The organism is Nocardia jiangxiensis NBRC 101359, assembly GCF_000308615.1.
Classification (GTDB): domain Bacteria; phylum Actinomycetota; class Actinomycetes; order Mycobacteriales; family Mycobacteriaceae; genus Nocardia; species Nocardia jiangxiensis.
Map to the genome: position 1 here is coordinate 166885 of NZ_BAGB01000171.1, position 20348 is coordinate 187232.

General features: G+C 66.5%; 22 protein-coding genes and 1 pseudogene. 15 read left to right on the forward strand and 8 right to left on the reverse strand.

Annotated elements, in window-relative coordinates; all coding sequences use genetic code 11:
- Nucleotides 1-11: 11 nt before the first annotated feature.
- The 3 genes from ON40_RS44430 to ON40_RS44440 all read left to right on the forward strand — a co-directional run bounded on the left by ON40_RS44430 (nt 12) and on the right by ON40_RS44440 (nt 6268).
- Nucleotides 12-4901 carry an NAD-glutamate dehydrogenase gene (locus ON40_RS44430; RefSeq protein WP_040831802.1) on the forward strand — a complete coding sequence of 1630 codons (4890 nt, stop codon included), beginning with the start codon at nt 12-14 and terminating at the stop codon, nt 4899-4901.
- 256 nt (nt 4902-5157) lie between these two features.
- The gene (locus tag ON40_RS44435) at nt 5158-5586 is read left to right on the forward strand and encodes an acyl-CoA thioesterase (protein ID WP_281033126.1); all 429 of its coding nucleotides are present in this window, start codon (nt 5158-5160) and stop codon (nt 5584-5586) included.
- Nucleotides 5587-5599: 13 nt separating this feature from the next.
- A complete protein-coding gene (locus tag ON40_RS44440) occupies nt 5600-6268 on the forward strand; it encodes a DUF8185 domain-containing protein (RefSeq protein WP_040831864.1) in 669 nt (222 codons plus the stop codon).
- A gap of 9 nt (nt 6269-6277) precedes the next feature.
- On the opposite strand, the gene ON40_RS44445 is transcribed toward ON40_RS44440, so the two are convergent.
- From ON40_RS44445 to ON40_RS44455, 3 genes are all read right to left on the reverse strand, one after another.
- Nucleotides 6278-6907, reverse strand: coding sequence for a phosphatase PAP2 family protein (locus tag ON40_RS44445; RefSeq protein WP_040831804.1), 630 nt, complete (start codon nt 6905-6907; stop codon nt 6278-6280).
- A gap of 147 nt (nt 6908-7054) precedes the next feature.
- Nucleotides 7055-7369, reverse strand: a complete 315-nt coding sequence (locus ON40_RS44450) for an AzlD domain-containing protein (RefSeq protein ID WP_040831806.1) — start codon at nt 7367-7369, stop codon at nt 7055-7057.
- Entirely contained in the window at nt 7366-8118 is a 753-nt protein-coding gene (locus tag ON40_RS44455; RefSeq protein WP_040831807.1) for an AzlC family ABC transporter permease, read from the reverse strand. Before ON40_RS44455 ends, ON40_RS44450 begins: the two co-directional genes overlap by 4 nt.
- Before the next feature lie 76 nt (nt 8119-8194).
- Between ON40_RS44455 and ON40_RS44460 the strand changes: the two genes are divergently transcribed.
- Nucleotides 8195-8767 (forward strand): helix-turn-helix domain-containing protein, encoded by a 573-nt coding sequence (locus tag ON40_RS44460; RefSeq protein ID WP_051194549.1) that lies wholly within the window; start codon nt 8195-8197, stop codon nt 8765-8767.
- A 74-nt stretch (nt 8768-8841) separates the two neighbouring features.
- Here the strand turns inward: ON40_RS44460 and ON40_RS44465 are convergent, their stop codons facing one another.
- Nucleotides 8842-9573: an HNH endonuclease gene (locus ON40_RS44465; RefSeq protein ID WP_174435122.1), complete on the reverse strand. Its 732-nt coding sequence runs from the start codon at nt 9571-9573 to the stop codon at nt 8842-8844.
- Between the two features lie 409 nt (nt 9574-9982).
- Between ON40_RS44465 and ON40_RS44470 the strand changes: the two genes are divergently transcribed.
- The 5 genes from ON40_RS44470 to ON40_RS44490 all read left to right on the forward strand — a co-directional run bounded on the left by ON40_RS44470 (nt 9983) and on the right by ON40_RS44490 (nt 14026).
- Nucleotides 9983-10411, forward strand: coding sequence for a globin (locus ON40_RS44470; RefSeq protein WP_040831809.1), 429 nt, complete (start codon nt 9983-9985; stop codon nt 10409-10411).
- Between the two features lie 178 nt (nt 10412-10589).
- Entirely contained in the window at nt 10590-12236 is a 1647-nt protein-coding gene (locus tag ON40_RS44475) for a glycoside hydrolase family 13 protein (RefSeq protein ID WP_040831810.1), read from the forward strand.
- Nucleotides 12237-12327: 91 nt separating this feature from the next.
- Nucleotides 12328-12600 (forward strand): aa3-type cytochrome oxidase subunit CtaJ, encoded by a 273-nt coding sequence (gene ctaJ / locus ON40_RS44480; RefSeq protein WP_040831811.1) that lies wholly within the window; start codon nt 12328-12330, stop codon nt 12598-12600.
- The gene (locus ON40_RS44485; protein ID WP_040831812.1) at nt 12587-13054 is read left to right on the forward strand and encodes a DUF5130 family protein; all 468 of its coding nucleotides are present in this window, start codon (nt 12587-12589) and stop codon (nt 13052-13054) included. Before ctaJ ends, ON40_RS44485 begins: the two co-directional genes overlap by 14 nt.
- Nucleotides 13055-13846: 792 nt before the next feature.
- Complete coding sequence (locus ON40_RS44490) at nt 13847-14026, forward strand: YegP family protein (RefSeq protein WP_040831813.1); 180 nt, start codon at nt 13847-13849, stop codon at nt 14024-14026.
- A gap of 565 nt (nt 14027-14591) precedes the next feature.
- Here the strand turns inward: ON40_RS44490 and ON40_RS44495 are convergent.
- The gene (locus ON40_RS44495) at nt 14592-15320 is read right to left on the reverse strand and encodes an SDR family oxidoreductase (protein WP_040831814.1); all 729 of its coding nucleotides are present in this window, start codon (nt 15318-15320) and stop codon (nt 14592-14594) included.
- Between the two features lie 107 nt (nt 15321-15427).
- Nucleotides 15428-16087: pseudogene (locus ON40_RS44500) on the reverse strand (nitroreductase); the annotation flags it as partial.
- 323 nt (nt 16088-16410) lie between these two features.
- Between ON40_RS44500 and ON40_RS54180 the strand changes: the two are divergent.
- Nucleotides 16411-16737 carry a hypothetical protein gene (locus ON40_RS54180; protein WP_218008985.1) on the forward strand — a complete coding sequence of 109 codons (327 nt, stop codon included), beginning with the start codon at nt 16411-16413 and terminating at the stop codon, nt 16735-16737.
- A gap of 365 nt (nt 16738-17102) precedes the next feature.
- Here ON40_RS54180 and ON40_RS44510 read toward each other — a convergent pair whose 3' ends face one another.
- Nucleotides 17103-17588, reverse strand: coding sequence for a MarR family winged helix-turn-helix transcriptional regulator (locus ON40_RS44510; RefSeq protein ID WP_040831815.1), 486 nt, complete (start codon nt 17586-17588; stop codon nt 17103-17105).
- 177 nt (nt 17589-17765) lie between these two features.
- Between ON40_RS44510 and ON40_RS44515 the strand changes: the two genes are divergently transcribed.
- From ON40_RS44515 to ON40_RS44530, 5 genes are all read left to right on the forward strand, one after another.
- Nucleotides 17766-17999: a hypothetical protein gene (locus ON40_RS44515; RefSeq protein WP_218008986.1), complete on the forward strand. Its 234-nt coding sequence runs from the start codon at nt 17766-17768 to the stop codon at nt 17997-17999.
- A 341-nt stretch (nt 18000-18340) separates the two neighbouring features.
- Entirely contained in the window at nt 18341-18847 is a 507-nt protein-coding gene (locus tag ON40_RS49015) for a hypothetical protein (RefSeq protein WP_157186817.1), read from the forward strand.
- A gap of 98 nt (nt 18848-18945) precedes the next feature.
- Entirely contained in the window at nt 18946-19272 is a 327-nt protein-coding gene (locus ON40_RS44525) for a DUF3467 domain-containing protein (RefSeq protein WP_040831819.1), read from the forward strand.
- Between the two features lie 18 nt (nt 19273-19290).
- The gene (locus tag ON40_RS52945; protein WP_157186818.1) at nt 19291-19452 is read left to right on the forward strand and encodes a hypothetical protein; all 162 of its coding nucleotides are present in this window, start codon (nt 19291-19293) and stop codon (nt 19450-19452) included.
- A gap of 234 nt (nt 19453-19686) precedes the next feature.
- The gene (locus ON40_RS44530; protein WP_051194537.1) at nt 19687-20103 is read left to right on the forward strand and encodes a hypothetical protein; all 417 of its coding nucleotides are present in this window, start codon (nt 19687-19689) and stop codon (nt 20101-20103) included.
- Here the strand turns inward: ON40_RS44530 and ON40_RS44535 are convergent.
- Complete coding sequence (locus ON40_RS44535) at nt 20100-20303, reverse strand: hypothetical protein (protein WP_245568266.1); 204 nt, start codon at nt 20301-20303, stop codon at nt 20100-20102. The genes ON40_RS44530 and ON40_RS44535 overlap by 4 nt on opposite strands.
- Between the last annotated feature and the right edge of the window lie 45 nt (nt 20304-20348).

The window sequence follows — 20348 nt, forward strand, 5'->3', positions numbered from 1 at the left end:
TGGCGAAGAAAATGACGGTCTCGTCCGAATTGTCCAGTGCCGCGTGGGCGGCGGGGTTACCGGAGCCGCTGCGAGGCGAACTCGCGACGCTCGAGGAAGCCTATTTCCGCCACGTGGATGCCGGCGATGTGGACTGTGCTATCAGCGGAAGTTCGAGTCTGGTGTTCCGCCGACACCTCGAGCTCGGTATGCAGCGGCGTGCGGGCGAGCGTCGCGTCCTGGTTCATCATCCCGACGACAACACCGGACTGGGTGCGGCGGTACAGCTGGTCACCGACGATATGCCGATGCTGGTCGAGTCGGTCACCGCGGCGCTGACCCGGATCGGAGTCAGCGTCAGCGAGGTGATCCACCCGATCTTCGAGGTGATCCGCGACGCCGACGGCCGGCTCGAATCCGTGGCTCCGCACGAGGTGGACGGCCACGGGATGATCGGGCTGCGCGAGTCGTGGATGCATGTGCAACTGCATCCCTCGACCAGCCGCGAACTGCTCGCGCGCGTGGAGAACGAGATACCCGACGTGCTCACCGACGTACGTCAGGTCATCGGCGACACCCAGGCCATGCGCGCGGTGCAGGACACCCTCGCCGGGGAACTGCGGCGCGCGGCGAAGAACGGCACCGCGCCGTTCTCCTCGACGGATCTGATCGACTGCGCGAATCTGCTGCGCTGGCTGGCCGACGGCCACTTCACCGTCCTGGGGTACGCCCGGTACGAGCGCGCCGCGACGGCGACGAAATCCGTTGTGGTGTCGGAAAGTTGCCTCGGTGTGCTGCGTCCGGACGTGGGCACCGACTTCCGCGTCCCGGTCAACGGCGGTGACCGCCCGCTGCTGATGCTGACCCAGGGCCTGGTGCCGGCCACGGTCCACCGCTCGGTCTACCCCTACTTCATCGGTGTCGCGGACTTCGACGACTCCGGGGCGCTGGTCGGAAAACATGTCTTCATCGGTGTGTTCACGGTGACCGCCCTGCATGCGAACGTGCTGGACATTCCGGTGATCGAGCGCCGGGTCCGCTCGGTCATCGAGGCCAGCGGATTCGATCTGGAGTCCTTCTCCGGGCAGGGCATGCTCGAGGTGATCCAGTCCTTCCCGCGCACCGAACTGTTCTCCTCGGATGCGGAGACGATGCGGCGCACGGCGAGTGCGGTGCTGAATGTCGGTATGCGGCGGCAGGTTCGGCTGTTCCTGCGCTCGGACGCCTACGGTCGTTTCGTGGCCTGCATGGTGTATCTGCCGCGTGATCGCTACACCACCGCGGTCCGGCTCGAAATGCAGGACATTCTGGTCCGTGAGCTCGGCGGTGTCTCCATCGACTACTCCGCGCGGGTATCCGAGAACGAGCTCGCCAGTGTGTATTTCACGGTGCGGCTCGCCCAGCCGGGTACGCCGGTGGATGCCTCGGAGGCGAATCGGCTGCGCATCCAGGACCTGCTCGGCCAGGCCAGCCACACCTGGGACGACGATCTGCGCGAGGTGGTCTCCAGCTCCACGGTGCTCGATCCCGCTGTCGTGCAACGGTATTCCGACGCTCTGCCCGAGGCGTACAAGGCGGATTTCGATCCGGCCCGCGCCCTGGCCGATATCGTGCGGCTCGAGCATCTGGGTGGCGACCGCATCGAGCAGCACCTGTACCGCCGACCCGGATCCGCTTCCGGCTCATGGCGTTTCACGCTCTATGTCGGCTGCGGCATCTCGCTGAGCCAGGTCCTGCCGCTGTTGCAGAGTCTGGGCGTCGAGGTGGTCGACGAGCGCCCCTATCAGATGGCATTCCTGGACGACCGGGAGTGCTGGATCTACGACTTCGGCCTGCAGGCCCGCCCGGATCTGCTGAGCCGTGCGCTCAACCGGAACATGGACGCCGAGCTCGTCGAGACGTCCGACCGGCTCGAGGTGGTGGCCGCCCAGGAGCGTGGTCTGCGCGAGCGGTTCACCGAAGCGTTCGATGCGCTCTGGTACGGCCGCGCGTCGGCGGACGCGCTGAACGAACTGGTCCTGCGCGCCGGTCTGCACTGGCGCACGGTCTCGATCCTGCGTACCTACTCGCGATACCTGCAGCAGGCCGACTTCCCGTACAGCCAGGCCAATATCGCCAGGGTGCTGCTGGCCGCCCCCGACGTGGCGCGGCTGTTCGTGGATCTGTTCGCGGCGATGTTCGACCCGGATTCCGCCTCGCCGGAGCGGGCCGCCGAGCTCGAGCAGCAGGTGGCCGAGCGGATCAACGAGGTGGTGAGCCTGGATGCCGACCGCATCCTGCGCGCGATCCTGAGCCTGGTGAAGGCCACTCTGCGGACCAACTACTACCGCACCGACGAGAACGGTGAACCCCGGTCCTACCTGTCGATCAAGGTGGAGCCCCGGGAGATCGCCGAATTGCCCAGGCCGCGGCCGCAGTTCGAGATTTTCGTGTATTCGCCGCGGGTCGAGGGTGTGCATCTGCGGTTCGGTCCGGTGGCTCGTGGTGGGTTGCGGTGGTCGGACCGGTTGGAGGATTTCCGGACCGAGATCTTGGGTTTGGTGAAGGCGCAGGCGGTGAAGAATGCGGTGATCGTGCCGGTGGGCGCGAAGGGTGGTTTCGTGGTGAAACAGCCGCCCACGCCGTCGGGTGATCCGGCGGTGGATCGGCAGGCGATGCAGGCCGAAGGCGTCGCGTGTTATCGGACGTTCATCTCGGGTCTGTTGGATGTGACGGACAATGTGGATCATGCGACGGGTGCGGTGATTCCGCCCGAGCGTGTGGTGCGCCGCGATGGTGACGACACGTATCTCGTTGTGGCGGCGGACAAGGGCACGGCGACGTTCTCCGATATCGCCAACGAGGTCGCGAAGGCCTACGGGTTCTGGCTGGGTGATGCGTTCGCCTCGGGTGGTTCGGCGGGGTACGACCACAAGGCGATGGGTATCACGGCCAAGGGCGCCTGGGAGAGTGTGAAGCGGCACTTCGCCGAGTTGGGCGTGGATACGCAGTCCCAGGACTTCACGGTTGTGGGTGTCGGTGACATGTCGGGTGATGTGTTCGGTAACGGGATGTTGTTGTCGCGGCATATTCGTCTGGTGGCCGCGTTCGATCATCGGCATATTTTCTTGGATCCGAGTCCGGATGCTGCGTCGTCGTTCGCGGAGCGGGAGCGGATGTTCGGTTTGCCGCGGTCGTCGTGGGCGGATTACGACAGGTCGCTGATCAGTGCCGGTGGCGGCGTCTACGACCGCACGGTCAAGGCGGTGCCGATCAGCCCGCAGGCGCGCGCCGCGCTGGGCCTGGCCGACAACATCACCTCGCTCTCGCCGCCGGAGCTGATGCGCGCCATCCTGCTCTCCCCGGTGGATCTGCTGTGGAACGGCGGAATCGGCACGTATCTGAAGGCGTCCACCGAGTCCAACGCCGATGTCGGCGACAAGGCCAACGACGCGATCCGCGTCAACGCGAATGCCATGCGGGTCAAGGTGATCGGTGAGGGCGGCAACCTCGGCGCCACCGCTCTCGGCCGGATCGAGTTCTGCGCCAACGGCGGCAAGATGAACACCGATGCGCTCGACAACTCCGCGGGCGTGGACTGCTCGGACCACGAGGTCAACATCAAGGTCCTGCTGGACGGCGTGGTGACCAGTGGTGAGCTGCCCGCGGCCGACCGCAATCCGTTGCTGGCCTCGATGACCGACGACGTGTCCTCGATGGTGTTGGCGGACAACGTATCCCAGAACTTCCTGATGGGTATGTCGCGCACCGAGGCGCCGCGGATGCTGAATGTGCACATGCGTGTCATCGACGATCTCCAGGAGCGTCGGGGACTGGACCGGGAACTCGAGGCGCTGCCCTCGGATGCGGAGATGAACCGCCGGGCCGAGGCCGGAACCGGTCTGACCTCGCCCGAACTGGCGAATCTCATGGCGCACGTGAAGCTTTCGCTCAAGGCCGACCTGCTCGAGACGGATCTGCCCGACAGCCCGTACTTCTCGGCGCGGCTGCCGGAGTACTTCCCGGTGCCGCTGCGTGAGCGGTTCGGCGCGGCGATCAAGCGGCACCGGCTGCACAGCGAGATCGTCACCACCATGGTCGTCAACGAGATGGTGGATCTGGGTGGCATCACCTATGCGCATCGGCTGAGCGAGGAGATCGGGGCGAGTGCCGGTGATTCGGCGCGGGCGTTCGCGGCGGCGAGCCAGATCTTCGATCTGCACTCGATCTGGGAGCGGATCCGCGCCGCGGATACCTCGGTCGCGGTCAAGGACGATCTCGAGCTGGAGACCAAGCGCACGCTCGACCGGGCCTCGCGGTGGTTGCTGAGCAACCGGCCGCAGCCGGTCGCGGTGGGTTCGGAAATCCATCGCTACAGCGAATCGGTGCGCAAGTTGGCGCCGCAGGTGACCGGATGGCTGCGCGGTCATCACATCGACACCCTCGAGGAACAGTCGACGAAACTGATCGCCCGCGGTGCACCGGAGGCTCTGGCCACCGAGGTGATCGGCCTGCTCAACCTGTTCCCGCTGCTGGACGTCATCGATATCGCCGATATCACCGAGCGCGAGGGCGCCGAGGTGGGCGCGCTGTACTACGCGCTCAACGAGCACCTCAAGGTCGACTGGCTGCTGCAGGCGGTCAGCCACCTCGAACGCGGTGATCGCTGGCACGCCCTGGCCCGGCTCGCGCTGCGCGACGATATGTACTCCTCGTTGCGTTCGCTCACCCTGGACGTGCTCTCGGCCGGTGATCCGGAGGAGACCGCCGAGGAGAAGATCGCCTACTGGGAGTCGAAGAACCAGGCCCGACTCGGCCGCGCCCGCGCCGCCCTGTCGGAACTGTTCGAATCCGGCACCCACGACCTGGCCACCCTGTCGGTGGCCGCGCGCCAGGTCCGCAGCATGGTCAGCGGCGTCGGCGTCCAGTCCGACCCGCGCTGAGCGCAGTCCTGCCGGTCCCCGTCCAGGGCGACCGGCAGGACGGGCAAGCACGACCCGACTGCTGAAGTGGTCCGGTCCGACCGGGGTGGGCGATGACCGGCATACTGGATAGCCGATTCGGTCCGCACGCGGTGTGGCGGTGGAGCCGGACGGGCTCAGTGCTCAGGAAGTCCGGCCGTCTGCGATCAGTGGGGCGGCCATCCGATCGGGAGGTATGCGCGTGACGAGTGTTGATTCGCCGAAGAGCGAGGGGGCTATCGAGGGTGCTGCGCTGCCCCGGCGTTTCCACACCAAGGTCGAGGTGCGTTGGTCCGATATGGACGTGTTCCAGCACATCAACCATGCCCGCATGGTGACGTTGCTGGAGGAGGCACGGATTCCGTGGCTGTTCGGCGACGACAAGCCCACCGACGGGTTGCGCACCGGCTGCGTGCTGGTCGATCTGCACGTGCAGTACAAGGGGCAGCTTCGTCACGAGGACACTCCGCTGGACGTGGCGATGTGGGTCGAGCAGTTGCGGGCGGTGGATTTCACCATCGGTTACGAGGTACGGGCTTCGGGGTCGGCGCCGGATTCCCGGGCGTCGGTGATCGCGACCACCCAGATGGCCGCGTTCGATATCGACACCCAGCGCCTGCGCCGGATAACCCCGGCCGAACGTGACTATCTGGCTCTGTGGAAGTGATGACACGGCGATGATGCCCGGACAGGGGACGCTACTGGTCCCCGATCCCGCCGAACGTGAGAACCTCACCACCTTCGTCGGTCGCGCGGTGCGCCTGGACCCGGCTGCGGTGATCCGGCTGCGCCGCCGCGGTGACCGTTACATTTCCGCTTGGGCCGCAACGAGTTTCGAGGTTCTGGCGGTGCGCACGGTGGTCGGTGAACTCGGCGTCGACGATGTCACCGCGGGTGGTGACGTGCTGCTCTCGGGCCTGCGCGCGCCCGCGCCGGACGGTCGGATCGATCTCGGATTCCCCATGGACTCGGCCTGGCGCACCGCCCTGCCACCGGTGACGGGTTTCTCCCACATCGATGACATTCCGGCTCGTTCACTGGTCGAATTGGCCGAGCGCGGAGTGGAACTGGCTGCCGAACACGGCAGCGGCCACGGTCCGCCCGCCTCGCTGTTGGAGCAGACCGTGCTGACCGTCACCGGTGCGGGGGAGCGGGCCGAGGTTCCGATGCGGGTCGTATTCGCGCTGACCGCAATGGATTTCATTCCGCACGCGGGTGACCGTCCCGATGCGCGCCGGATCGCTCCCGGCGAGATCGTGCGGGTCCGCGCCAGCCGCACCTGGCTGCGGCTGGACGCCCGGTACGGTTCGGTGGCTCGCCGCCGCGGGCCCGCTCTGCTCGCTCGCTGATTCGCAGGGCTACCGGCGCGCGGGAGCGTCGGCGCTCAGCACGGGATGCAGCGGTCCGTTCGACAGTTTGCTCACCAGGGAAGTGCCGTAGCGGCGCAACAGCATTGCGGCGAAGTATCCGACGACGGTGCCCACGATGGCGCCGGCGAGGACGTCGTGCGGATAGTGCGCACCCACGTATACCCGGGAGATGCCCATCACCGCCGCCGCGACGAATGCCCAGATGCCCAGTCTCCGGTTCACCGCCAGCAGTGCCACCGCCATGGCGAATACGACGACGGTGTGGTTGCTGGGGAAGGAGTAGTCGTCCGGTGCCGGGCACTTCTCCAGCAGGAATGCGGTGGGGAAGCGGTAGCAGGGACGCCGTTCGGAGAAGATCAGCTTGACGGCGTCGTTGACGGCGTAGGCGATGATCGCGACGAACGGAACCGCCAGCGCCGCGGCCATCGCCGACGCATCGCGCTTGCGGGCGAGCCACCAGCCTATGACCATGAACACCACGAACAGCCCGACTCCGACACCGCTGTAGACGGTCATCGGTGTATTCAGCCAGGAGGTGTCCCTGGCGAATCGGGTCATGTCGACGTACCAGGATCCATCGATACCGGCCGGATCCAAGCTCAGGGTGTCGCTGGTCATATCCTCGATTTCTCGATCGAGGTGCGGCCGTTCATCGCCCGCACCGTGGTCGGGCAGATCATCCAGGCTCGCACATACCCGCTGAGAAATTGCTGAGCTCGGCATCCCCGTCTCTGGCGGCTATGCCGGAGCCGCACCGCGGAGCGGTCAGGCGACTCCGGCCAAGCGCAACAGTGCTGTGGTGGACGCGGCGGCGAGGGCGACCACGACCAGCGGGGCCTTGCGCCAGGCGAGGATCGCCGCGACCAGTACGCCCGCGGGCAGTGCGAACCGGGCCCGGTGGTCGGCCGGGACGAGGGTGGTCACCGCCAGCGCGGTCAGCAGGACGACCGAGCCGATCTCCAGAAATTGGGCGATCCGCGGCGGGAAGGTGAGGCGTCGGCGCAGGACCGGTCCGGCGAATCGGAAGCCGAAGGTGCCGACGGCGAGGCAGACCGCTCCGGCGATCAGTGCGACGGTCATGGCGCGGTGGTCCGATCCGCGTTCGGTGCGTTCGACGGAACGAACTCGCTCGTCCGGCGTGCGGTGCGGATTCGGCCGATCATCGACCCGGCGGTCAGCGCGAGGAAGGCGGCGGGCAGTGCCAGCAGCACCGGAATTCCCGCGGGCAGGAACGGCGCGGCCAGGGCTGCTGCCACGGCTCCGGCCAGTGCCGCGCGTCGTGTCGCTCCATCCCGCAGGGCAGGCAGCGCCAACGCGATGAGCACCGCGGGAAAGACCGCGTCCAGACCGAATTCGTCGGGATTCGGGACCGCGGTGCCGAGTCCGACGCCGAGCAGTGCGCCCAGCGGCCACGCCAGCAGCACGCCCAGACCGCACAACCAGTAGGAAGCGCGACTGCGTTCCCGATCGGATTCGCCGAGCGCCATCGCTACCGATTCGTCGTTCATCACGTGCGTGCCGAGCAGTCGACGCCAGCCGGTGCCGAGCACGTCCGGCAGCGCCAGCCCGTACGGCAGATGCCGGGCGTTGACCAGCAGTCCGGCCAGCACTGCCGCGATCGGGCCGCCACCTGCGGCTATGATGCCGACGAAGAGGAATTCGGCGCCACCGGCCAGGACCAGCACACTGAGTACGATCGGCAACCAGGCGGGCAACCCGGAGGTGATCGCCGTGGCCCCGTAGGACACGCCGATTACGCAGACGGCCAGGCAGACCGCTGCGATGCCGGTGAGATCACTGCGAGTCAGTGTTCGTTGTATCGAACGCACGGCTTCTATAGTGAACGCGGCGGCGTGCTTCGTCAACGTCGTCTCGGGCACACCCCATGTACCCTCTGGAATCACGATGACCGAGCAGGACAGGATTCCCGAATCGACCCCGCAGCAGGCGATCGCGGCCGGGCTGCGCCGTGAGCGCGCCCGGTCCGGGCTCTCGCTCACCGAGGTGGCCCGGCGCGCTGGAGTCGCGAAATCGACACTCTCGCAACTGGAATCGGGTTCGGGCAATCCGAGCATCGAAACCCTGTGGGCGCTGTGTACGGCGCTGGGGATCCCGTTTTCGAGTCTGCTGGATCCGCCGCAGCCGCAGGTGCGGGTGATCCGCGCCGGGGAAGGTCCGGAGGTGGCGTCCTCGACGTCGCGCTACCGGGCCACCCTGCTGGCAGCCTCCCCGCCGAACGTGCGCCGCGACCTGTTCCGCATCACCGCCGAACCCGGACATCCCCGCGATTCGGACCCGCACCTGCACGGCATCGTGGAACACGTCCTGCTGGCCGCGGGCCGCGCCATGGTCGGCCCGGCCGACGACCCCGCCGAACTACACCCCGGCGACTACATCTGCTATCCGGGCGACCGCCCGCACGTCTTCGAGGCCCTCGAACCCGGCACCTGGGGAATGCTCGCCAGCGACTACGCCTGAGCTGTTCCGCCGCAACACATTTCCCGCAGCACCGGTGGTCGGTTCGTCGGCCCCGGACATCGTTCGCCGGGCGACTACGCGGCTCCCTCGCCGAGGTATTGCAGCCACACCGGATCGAGGTCCGCGGTTGTCGACAGCAGTCGCCAATGCGGTCCTTTCGGGGCGACCATCGGGTGATGCAGAGTCCAGCCCAGTTCGCTGAGCATCTTGTCGGCCTTGCGGTGATTGCAGGGCGCGCAGGATGCGACGCAGTTCTCCCACGAGTGCGCGCCGCCGCGGCTGCGCGGAATCACGTGGTCGATCGTCTCGGCCTTGCCGCCGCAATAGGCGCAGCGGTATCGGTCGCGGTGCATGAGGGCCGCGCGGGTCATCGGAACGCGCGCGCGATAGGGCACGCGGACGTAGTTGCGAAGTCGGATCACCGAGGGCAGCGCGATCGACGCACCGGCCGAATGGACGACCGGACCTTCGGCATTGTGGTGGACGGCGTCGGCCTTGTCGCAGATCAGCAGCACGATGGCGCGACGTGCGGACAGGGCGGTCAGCGGCTCGTAGGTGGCGTTCAGAAGCAGCACCCGGCGCTTACGCCATGCGGCCTGCGATGGATTCTCCAGAGTGCGGATCACCGGGGTGTCGCAGGGAGAGTGATCGGAATGTTCGCGATCGGGGTGGTCACGATCGGGATGGGAATGTTCGGACAAGATGTGCAGCGGAGAGGCCCCCGACCCACGATTGTGGACGTCGGCGGGCTGGAGTTGTCGATGCGCTCTGGCCTCCTGGGACCGAGCGCCGTGCCGCTGCTTCATGAGGACCCCGAATTCGTGTAGTCCGGTTCGTATGGTATCTGGGCAGACACTGCCACCCAGTTGACCACGGAACTCGTACCAATGCACGAGTATTTCGCACATTGTCGGGCACGCCCGGGTGAACAGCACGTGATCGGTGGTTGTCCTGGCTGGTCACGGCCGGTTTTCGCGCCGAGCACCAGCAGGGCTGATCGGTGGGTCGAGGTTCCGTCGCCGACCGGCCGGTTCCCGCTCGCCGACTATGCTGCGAGTACGGCGGGGCATCCGGCTGCGAGAGACGGAATGCGGCGTGGGCGCATTCTGGCGTCCGGCGGCCGCGCACGAGGCGAGGAATGGAGCGAGTAGGTGGCCGGTGAACGACGAGCCGCGGACAACCGTGAGCACACCGGACCGAGCGAGGCGGTCGCGCATGGCTGAGCGTTCGGGTGCGGGAGCAGCGGGACCGGCGACGGATCCGGCGACGTTCTACGAGGCGGTCGGCGGTGCGGAGACCTTCCGGCAACTCGTCGCGACGTTCTATCGCGAGGTCGCCGCCGACGAGGTGTTGCGCCCGCTGTATCCGGAACAGGATCTCGGCCCCGCCGAGCGGCGTCTGCGGATGTTCCTCGAACAGTACTGGGGTGGTCCGCGCACCTACTCCGACGAGCGCGGACATCCGCGACTGCGTATGCGGCACATGCCGTTTCGAATCGGCCCGATCGAACGTGATGCGTGGCTGCGGTGTATGCGCATCGCGGTCGACGAGATCGGAACCGATGTGCTGGACGATGAACACCGCCGCGCGCTGTTGGATTACCTGGAGATGGCGGCGAATTCGCTGGTCAACTCGACTTTCTGAATGTCGTGGCACAAAACCTGGTGCAACCCAGAGTTTTTCCGGATGGCAAGCGTCGTCTGCTGATCATTTGCCAAATGTCGCCAACACTGCGTAGTTGCCGCACCTTCGCCGGAAACCTTTGGCACTATTGGGTGTCGTGACGCCTTCATCACCCGGAGATCCGGCGGTAAGGCCGGATATGGGGTCCTCCGTGGTTGTGCCGACGGCCTCGTCCGGGCCGGATACCTCCGACGAATCAGCCGTTGTCGACTCCGATGCGCCCGACGGGCCGTGGTGGCGGTCGGCGGTGTTCTACCAGGTCTATCCGCGCTCGTTCGCCGATTCCGACGGTGACGGCGTCGGCGATCTGGGCGGCCTGCTGGACCGGCTCGGCTATCTCGAACTCATCGGCGTGGACGCGCTGTGGATCTGCCCGGTGATGCGCTCGCCGATGGCCGACGGCGGGTACGACGTCAGCGATCCGCGCGATATCGACCCACTCTTCGGCGATGTCGAAGTGCTCGACGCGGTGCTCGAGGAGGCGCACGACCGCGGGATGCGAGTCACCATGGATCTGGTGCCCAATCACACCAGTGACCGGCATCCGTGGTTCACCGCCGCGCTGAAGGCGGCGCCCGGCAGCGCCGAACGCGATCGCTACATCTTCCGCGACGGCTGCGGTCCCGACGGCGCCGAGCCGCCGAACAACTGGCCCAGCATCTTCGGCGGGCCCGCCTGGACTCGGGTCACCGCGCCCGACGGCACGCCCGGTCAGTGGTATCTGCACATCTTCGCCGCCGAACAGCCCGATCTGAACTGGGAGAACCCCGAGGTCGTCGCGGATTTCGAACAGACCATGCGGTTCTGGCTGAACCGCGGCGTCGACGGATTCCGCATCGATGTGGCGCACGGTATGGCCAAGCCGCCGGGGCTGCCCGATATGGCCCGCGTGGACACCCGGATGCTGGTGCACGACGACAGCGATCCGCGGTTCAACAATCCGGGGGTGCACGACATCCATCGCCGCCTGCGCAAGGTGCTCGACGAATATCCGGACGTGGTGTCGATCGGCGAGGTGTGGGTGGACGACAACACGCGATTCGCCGAATACCTGCGCCCGGACGAACTGCATCTCGCCTTCAACTTCCGGCTCGCCGAGACACCCTTCGACGCCGCGAAAATCCGTGCCGCAGTGGATAATTCGATCGAGTCCGTGGCGTCGGTGGGTGCCGTGCCGACATGGACGCTGTCCAATCACGACATCGAGCGCGAGGTGACCCGGTACGGCGGCGGGGCCGTGGGGCTGCGACGGGCGCGGGCGATGTTCCTGCTCGAGCTGGCGCTGCCGGGTGCGGTGTTCCTCTACAACGGTTCGGAACTGGGCCTGCCCAATGTCGACGATCTGCCCGAGGACGTACTGCAGGATCCGGTGTGGGAGCGGTCCGGGCACACCGAACGTGGCCGCGACGGATGCCGGGTGCCGATTCCGTGGGAGGGCCGGCACCCGCCGTTCGGATTCACCGCCGCCGAGCGGTCCTGGCTGCCGATTCCGCCGCAATGGGCCGGGCTGACCGTGGAGTCGCAGCTCGAGCGACTGGACTCGATGGTGTCGCTGTGCCGGATGGCGATCGAATTGCGCGGTGTGCGACCGGAATTCGCCGGAACCGGACTGGAGTGGTACGGCAGTCCGGTCGGCTGCCTGGCGTTCCGGCGCACGGGCGGGTTGATCTGCGTACTCAATACTTCGACCGTGCCGACGCCGCTGCCGCCGGGTGAGGTGCTGCTGTCCAGCGTGCCGCTCGAGGGCACCGTGCTGCCGCCGGACACGGCGGCGTGGCTGGTCTAGCGGCCGCTCGGCAGGGGGTGCGAACCGACACACACGGGCGACAGGCTCACCGGTCGAACACGCGCTCGAGCGCATCGACTACCGTTAGGCCGTGAGCATTCTCGAGACAGTGCTGATCTTTGTCGGCATTCCGCTGGTGATCTACGCGGTCATCGCGGGGTTGTCGTTCCTGGGCAAGCCGTATCCCGGGGAGAAGCCGGTCCACTACAACCTCGGCGACAAGTGGACCGCGGACCCGGTGCTGTGGAGCGCGACCGACGAGGTGACCGGCCACGGCCACCACGACACCTCGCACGACACCCACGCGGCAATCGAATCCGCCGAGTCGTCCCTGATCGGAGGCCGGGCAAGTGGCAAGTTCTAATTGGAATTGGCCCGCCGTGGTCGAAGCCGATCTTCCGCATGGAGCGGTCGTCACCACCAGCGGACGCGTCTCCGCGGTGCACGAGCCCGGCACCGTGTTCCGGGAGGCGCCGTTCAGTGACACCGAGCGGTTGATCATGGACAACACGCTCACCGAGGTCACCCGCGCCACCAAGGTTCGGTTCAACATCTTCATCGGTGATCTGGGCGCGGATCCGGCCGCGGGCGCCGATGCGATCTTCCCGACCACTCCCGAGGCAGCGCGTTCGGTGCTCATCGCCGTCTCCCCGAACGACAAGGCCGTCGAGGTGCGTTCGGGTCGCGACGTCGCCGACCGCGTCAACGACCGGATCTGCCAGCTCGGGCTGACCGCTCTGCTCAGCTCGCTGCGTCAGGGCGAGCTGATCGACGGCCTGGTCTCCGCAGTCCGGGTCATGGGCTCAGCCATCAGCTGAGAGCTGGTCCGCCTCACTCCTCCGCCTCTCCGCGACTTCAGCGTGTCGTTGGGCGCGGGGAGGGTTGGGCTTCGGGCCGACGGTTGGGTGGTGGGTCACCTTTCGGGCGTTCCCGGGGAGTTACCCATGTGCGCTCCAAATGCGCCGCCGCAGGTCATCACCCGAACCCGTACCGGGTGACCTGCGGCCATTTGCCATTTATTCGTCAAAAATCATCCAGACGTCGTCGTAGGTCTGTTCGCCTTCCACGCGACCACCGTTTTGGTGCGGGACCAGCTACAGGATAAATCTGCGTACTGGTCGGCGGCAGTATGTGACCAGTGGCCGCGCAGCGGGTGCGCCGGGGTGGCCGCAGTGGCGCGGTGCGTGGCGGGCAGGCCCGGGTATGACAGCGAGACGATGCGGCTCTCGTCACACACAGCATCGGTCCGTCCGGCAAAGAGAGCGACACCGGCGGTTGGAAGCCGAGAAGTGATCCGGCTGAACAGTCCCGCTCGGCATGCGTCGGTGCACCACGACAGCTCGGCGGGAGCACGGAGTCGATACGGGGCGTGCAGTACTGGTGTGCCGGGAGCCGGAAGACCAACAGTGCAGGTCCGACACCCGCATCCCGGCAGCCGCCACCCCGTGGCCTGTTATGTGGTCGCTCGAGGTGACTGGGGGAGAAAACAACGGCCCTGGTTGGGGTGGGTGTTCCCGAGTCGGTGTGGGTCCTGGCCGCGGTACGGAGATCTACAGTCGATTTCGGACCGAGGCGTTATCCGTGTTCGACTGTGGAGACGAGGTAATCGCATGGCTGCCAAATTCGAGCTGTACAAGGACAGCGCCGGGAAATTCCGGTTCAGGCTCAAGGCGGGCAACGGCGAGATCATCGCGCTGGGGCAGGCCTACGAGAGCAGGACCGCCGCCCTCAACGGCATGGAGTCGGTCATGAAGAATGCGCCAGTGGCCGGGATCGACGACCAGACCTAACCCACTGTGCTGATTCCGCCCTGCCGCCCTGCCTCTTTCCGGCCAGACCCGAGGCAGGGGCGGGCCCGAATTCTGATGCGCGGGGGAGAAATGCCGGGCGCAGGGGTATCGCGTCGGATCCTGCTCGACGACTCGCCGGAAGACACGCCCACTACCTTGCACCGTGTGACGGCTTCGGGAGTTCGGGGCCGTCAACGCCGCAAGATATTTGTCGAATACAGACTATCGGCGCCGGATCGTCCGCCAGCTCAATAAGCGCGAATCGGTGCACGCGGGGACAGAGCCGACCACAACCGAAGTCACTGTCAGCCAACCGATTACGTTGAGTTCGAAGCTCGCACATCACTGGGCCGACGCATCGTGGTTCTACGGCCACTGACCAGCGACTACACGAACTTCGTTGGATTTTTCGGCGACTACTCCCGGAACCTCCCCCGCCAAACCAACTGGGTGCGTGTGAATCCCCTTCGCCTGATCGCGGCTCGAGCGGCAGCGGCCGGTCAAGCCGCCGCACCCGGCTGGCGCAACGAAATCGGACGGGCCGGGACCCCTGGAGGCGGTGATGTCAGGCGAGCCAGTCGGTGTAGCGAGTGGGGGCGAGGCGGGCGTCCTTGTCGGTGAGGACATCTCCCTTGACGGTGGCGAACATGCCGGCGGTGGGGTCGGTGACGACGGCGCGGTTGTCGCCCTTGTGGGACAAGGTGATCCGGCCCAGCTCGTCCAGGGTGAAGATCTCGGGGCCACCGATGTTGCGAATGCCGTTCAACGGGGCCCCGGCGGCGACCTGCGCCACCGCGGCTGCCACGTCCTTCGAGGCGATCGGCTGGATCGGTGTGGCGGGCAGCCGGACGGTGTCGTCGTCGGCGGTCCAGGACAGGACGGCGTCCATGAACTCCATGAACTGCGTCGCCCGGACGATCGAGTACGGGACCGGCCCGGCCGCGAGGAGGTTCTCCTGGAGTGCTTTGGCGCGGTAGTAGTCCAGCTCCGGCACCAGGTCCGTGCCGACGATCGAGAGGATGACGACGTGGCCGACGCCGGCCTTGCACGCTGCGGTCAGAAGGTTGTCCATCGAGGTCTGGAAGAAGGCCAGGGAAGCCTCGTCGAAGGTCGGGGAGTTCGTCAGGTTGACCACGACATCGGCTCCCGCCACCGCCTCCTCGAGTCCCTGGCCGCTGATGACGTCGACGCCGCTGGACAGCGAGTACGGTACCGCCTCATGTCCCGCGGCGGTCAGGTTCTTGACGACCTGCGACCCGATCAGTCCGGTGCCGCCGATGACTGCAATCTTCATGACATGCCTTTAATAGAGGTCAAATAGGGAAATGGCGTGTGAACGGTTGAACGGTCGGAGCAAGAAGCGATGCCTTGATCAGGCGAGGACCGATCGTGTCGCGGGCCGTCGACGAACGTGACCGTCTCATCGAGCGGTGCCCGGCCTGTACGAGGCTCACCTGCGGTGACGTCCTCGTACCCGATCGACATTCCACAGAATAGGACAAGCTCGTTCGGTGGTGAGAGGATCTGCGCGACGGTTCTGTGGAACTTCGCCCAGGCCATCTGTGGGCAACTGTGCAGCCCTTCGGCGCGCAGCAGCAGCATGACGGTCTGCAGATACATGCCGACGTCGGACCATTGCGGCCGACCCATGTCACGGTCGACGTAGCAGAACAGGGCGGCGGGCGCGCCGAAGCAGTCCCAGTTCGCGGCTGCGGCCCGCTGGCGCGCTTCCAGGTCCTCTCGCGGGATGCCGAGTGCGCCGTAACGCTGCTCACCGAAGGCGGACCGGCGCTCACAGTAGGGGGACTTCAGTGCGGGCGGGTACATCTCGTACTCCGGCTCGTCCCAGGGGCCACCTTCGGCCAGTCGCTCGCCGGTCCGCTTCTTGATCTCGGCCAATGACGAACCGGTCACCACGTAGACGTGCCACGGCTGAATGTTCGATCCCGACGGCGCCCAGGCTGCGGCGGACAACACGTGCTCCAGCGCCTCCCTCGGGACAGGGCGGTCGGTGAACCCACGCACCGCTCGCCGACTCGTCACTGCCTCGTAGATGTCCACGATCATCCGCCTCCATCTGCTCAGCCGATCTACCCTCGCTATAGAAACAGTATCACTCGATATCATATCGTACGATACTATCTCGGGAGATACTTGATTATCGGCCCTCGGCTCCCGGCGGGCGCTGCACCTTGGAGAAAGCTCATGGCCACACTGCTGCACATCGACTCATCCGTGTTTCCCGGGGAGGCGTCCTCGTCCCGCTCGGTCACGGCCGCCTTCCGCAAGACATGGCAGGAGCAGCACCCGCAGAGCACGGTGATCTACCGCGACCTCATCGGCGCCCCCATGTACAGCTTCTCGATCCCCTCGCCCCTCAAGGCATGGCTGGACAACGTGCCCTGCTCGGCCGCACCGCAGGTGAGACCCCGTCGGCCCAGGGCGCCCCGGTTGTCGTCGTGGCCAGCCGCGGCGGCTCCTACGCGCCGGGCACCCCGCGCGAGGGCTACGAGTTCGTACAGAACTACCTGCAGGCCGTCCTGGCAGGCGCCCTCGGCCTGGACCTCGACTTCATCGTCCCGGAACTCACCTACGCCACCCGCAACGCCGCCATGTCCGAACTGATCCCCCTCGACGAGGCGTCCCGTCAGCGCGCCCTCGACGAGGCGAGCATCAAAGCCAAAGAACTCGCAGAGCGTCTTGCCGCCTGACCCTCCCGATCCGAAAACGCTGTCCGCTCCTCGCCCGAGGGCATCGCGAGGTATATGCCCAGCGACCATGCCCTCCCCGACGGTGCCAGCCGCGCCCTGGACCTGGGCAAGCGGCAGCCGAGAATGTCGATAACCGCCGGTTCGGCCGTGGGCGCGGCTCGCATCGAAATGACGGTGATACCGGGCGACCGTGGAACGCGCACCGGCCAGGTTTGCGGCGCGCAAGCCGCGCCGACCGCTCCCCTGCGCGACAACGCCGCACCAGTACCCGACCGAGGCACACTGACAAATACCGGCACCTCTCGAGGCCGGGTTCGCCGCGGAACGGCATCAAAGCGCCGACGTGGCCGACAACGGGTGCGTGCTTACGCCTCGGCGTCTGCGGGATGGGCAAGCCGGGTCAACAGATCCGCCAGCTGCTCGGACTCGCCGAGACTCAGTTCGGCAACAAGACGTTCAGCCAGCGGCTTCGCCGCCACATGGGCCGCATCGAAGAGTTCCAGCCCCCTGGCTGTGATCTCCACTGCCCGGACTCGGCGGTCGCCCGGAACCGCCCTGCGTACCGCAAGCCCCTTGCGCTCCAGGTCGTCCACGATGCGCATGATCCCAGCTTTGTCCGACCCCGTGGCCGCTACCAGATCACGCTGCACCGTGGGTCCGTGATTGACCAGCTCGATCAACACCGCGAAATGCCGCAACTCGACGCCCAGGGGCCGCAGTGCCTCCTCCATCACCGACGCTGCACGCCAATGCGCCCGACGCAGCAGCAGGCCGAGAGCGAAAGGCGAAGGATCCCCGGGACGGTCCGTCGCACGCGAGGCGGCGATATGGCGAGGAACATCAGCAGCCATGACGCCAGATTACTTCATTCGATACGGTATCGCTTGCAACTATTACGGCGACAGCAAGCTGCTCGCTGCCGGATAGCATTCCGGCCGAAGGAGTCCGATGTTCGATCGGCGGCAGCCACGTTCACCCGGCGGTCGGTCACTCCTGCGCTGCGCAACCTGCCGGTGTACATCGAGGCCGTGCTCACCGAAATGGCCGCACTGGTCGCCGAATATGAAGACGCACTCCTCTGGCAGATCGAGTCGCCGATCGCTCAGCTGACACTGGTCAAGGCGACACAGCTCCGGGCTAATTGGCCGGGGTTCCCCGCTCGGGCCCACGAAACCGGCGCGCAGACCGTCCTGCACTTCTGTTGCGGCGACGGCCAGCACAAGGAACTGCTCGCCCCCGCGTACCGGCTGCGAACCTCGTGAACGCCATCCCACGAAAATTGCGTCCGCGCATCGAGAAACCGGCTCGGCGCCCTATCCCGGGACAGATAGCTGGAAAAGCAACCGGGCAAAAGGGCCGTGGATTAGCGAGATAGACACTCCGCCGCGAGATACTGCCCGCTGGGCGGTGGAAGTTCGCTGGTCGTGTGGGCGGTGAGCGCGCGACGTGAGCCTGGTTTATTAGTGTTTCGCCGGTATTTCGTTCCAGTTGCGTCAAGGTTGCTGCGCACCGCCGGCGGTTCGGTAGGATCAACACCCGTCACACCAGTTCTGCCCTGCTCAATCCACGAATTTCAATACACTTTCTGGAAGGGAGCTCGGTAATGGCTGCACAAGAAACGATCAGCGATCCCCGGTCCACGGAAGGGATCGATGTGCGGGGGGATTTGGAGATGTTGCGGGTGCACCTCGAGGAGGCCCGGCAGGAGTCGCAGAACGCACACCAGTATGCGATGCAGGCGGCGGGGCTGGCACGCCAGGCGCAGTCGCAGGCGCGGCAGGTACAGCATCAGGCGCAACAGGCGCAACAGGACGCCAGCCAGGCCAATCAGCAGGCGCAGCAAGCCCGGCAACAGGCGATCCTGGCGGCGAATCAGGCCCAGCAGGCCCAAAGCGAAGCGGAGCGGGCGCAGGCCCAGGCTCAGCAAGCTCAGAGCGAGGCCAGCCAGTGTCAGCAGCGGGCCGTGATGGCGGTCGATCAGGCCGATCAGGCCACGCAGTTGGCGCAGCAGGCCGAGGATCAGTCCAGTCGTACACAGGGCCGAGCCAGCCAGTGGGAGCTGCAGTTGCACCAGATCCGCGAGCAGGCTCGCCGCCAGCAAGGCCGTTGACCCGACGAAGAAGACGAACGTGATCAGGAGTCGGCGGCCGGCCTCGTCAGTGACCTGGTGAGGCCGGTTCGCCGGACCGGCCACCCTGGAGGCTCGTCATGAGCGACCCCGTCGAACCGCAGCCGTCGGACGAGCCCGACGTGGACGTCGAGGTGATCGTGCCCGAAGCGATCAGTGCCGGCGTATACGCCAACGGGTTCACATGCTGGTACAACCGCACCGACTTCACCCTCGATTTCCTGGTTTATCTCCCCACCGAACCCGCGGTCGACGAGGCTGGGCGGCCAGTATTACGGCAGCCGGTCCAAGTGGCCTCGCGGGTGAAGTTTCCACCCGCGTTGATCTTCCGACTCATGCAGACACTCAACGACAGCATGAGCAGTTACGAAGACCAGTTCGGCCCCATCATCCATCTCGGCGACTAAGCACGCGAAGGAAGAACCATGGCGATCACCGTGTCCGGTCCGATAACCCTCCTAGCCTGCCCCCTCGACCGCACGGTCGTTCTCGACCCGGCCATGCACTATCGGCCCCAGCAGATCCCCGGCCGCCACTACCTGCTCACGCCCACGGCCCCGCACCCGCACACCAAACCCAGCCCGTAGTCTCCCCGGGTTCGAAGGCTCCGGCGCCGGTCTCCAATCCCACTCGAGGTTCCTGGCCGGTCAACGGAAGACTGATGGACTGTGCGCGACTCTGCGACTTCCGCGTCAGCAGCACCTCTCACCACCCATCACCGAAACCAGCTGCGACGCAACCACCCCCGTAGACCGCTGATTGCTAACGCGGGGTGGGCACGCCCACACAGCCACAAACAGTGGCGCCGACGTAGTGAAGCGATGCTGGTGTTCAGCGCCGCGGACGGCGTTGCGTTGCTGATCGCGGCGCGCATGGTGCAGGGCATCGCGACCGGCGCGGCAACCGGCGCGCTGGCCGCCGCGATCCTGGACGCGGAGCGACCACACGGGCCGATCGTGAACAGCGTCGCTCCGGTGGCGGGTCTGGCCATCGGCGGACTCGGTTCCGCGGCGCTCGTCGAGTTCCTGTCGTGGCCGCGCCAGACCGTGTACCTGGTGCTGATCGTGTTGTTCGCGGTCGAGGCGATCGGCACGATCGTGGTGACCGAGACCTCGCCGATGATGCCCGGCGCGCGGCGGGCGCTGCGGCCGACTGTCGGCGTCCCGGCCGCGGCACGAGCAGCGAACCCGCCCGGTGCCGTGGGAGCACTGGTGTTCGCTCTCGGGCCTGGTGCCTAGAACTTGAGATTGCCGGCGGCGAGGCGCCAGAACACGGTGCGGTCGATCGATTGGAAGTCCCAGCCCTCGCTGATGACGTGCGAGGCGGCGACGATAGCGGCGACATCGAAATCCTCGCGGGTGGCCGTGCCCTTGGCCTCCAGCTCGGCGATCACATACGCAGTCGCGGTTTCCACGGTATCCAACACGCTGCTCTCCACTCGCTCGTAAGAAACGGTCGATCACGGCCTATCCAACTTTAAGCC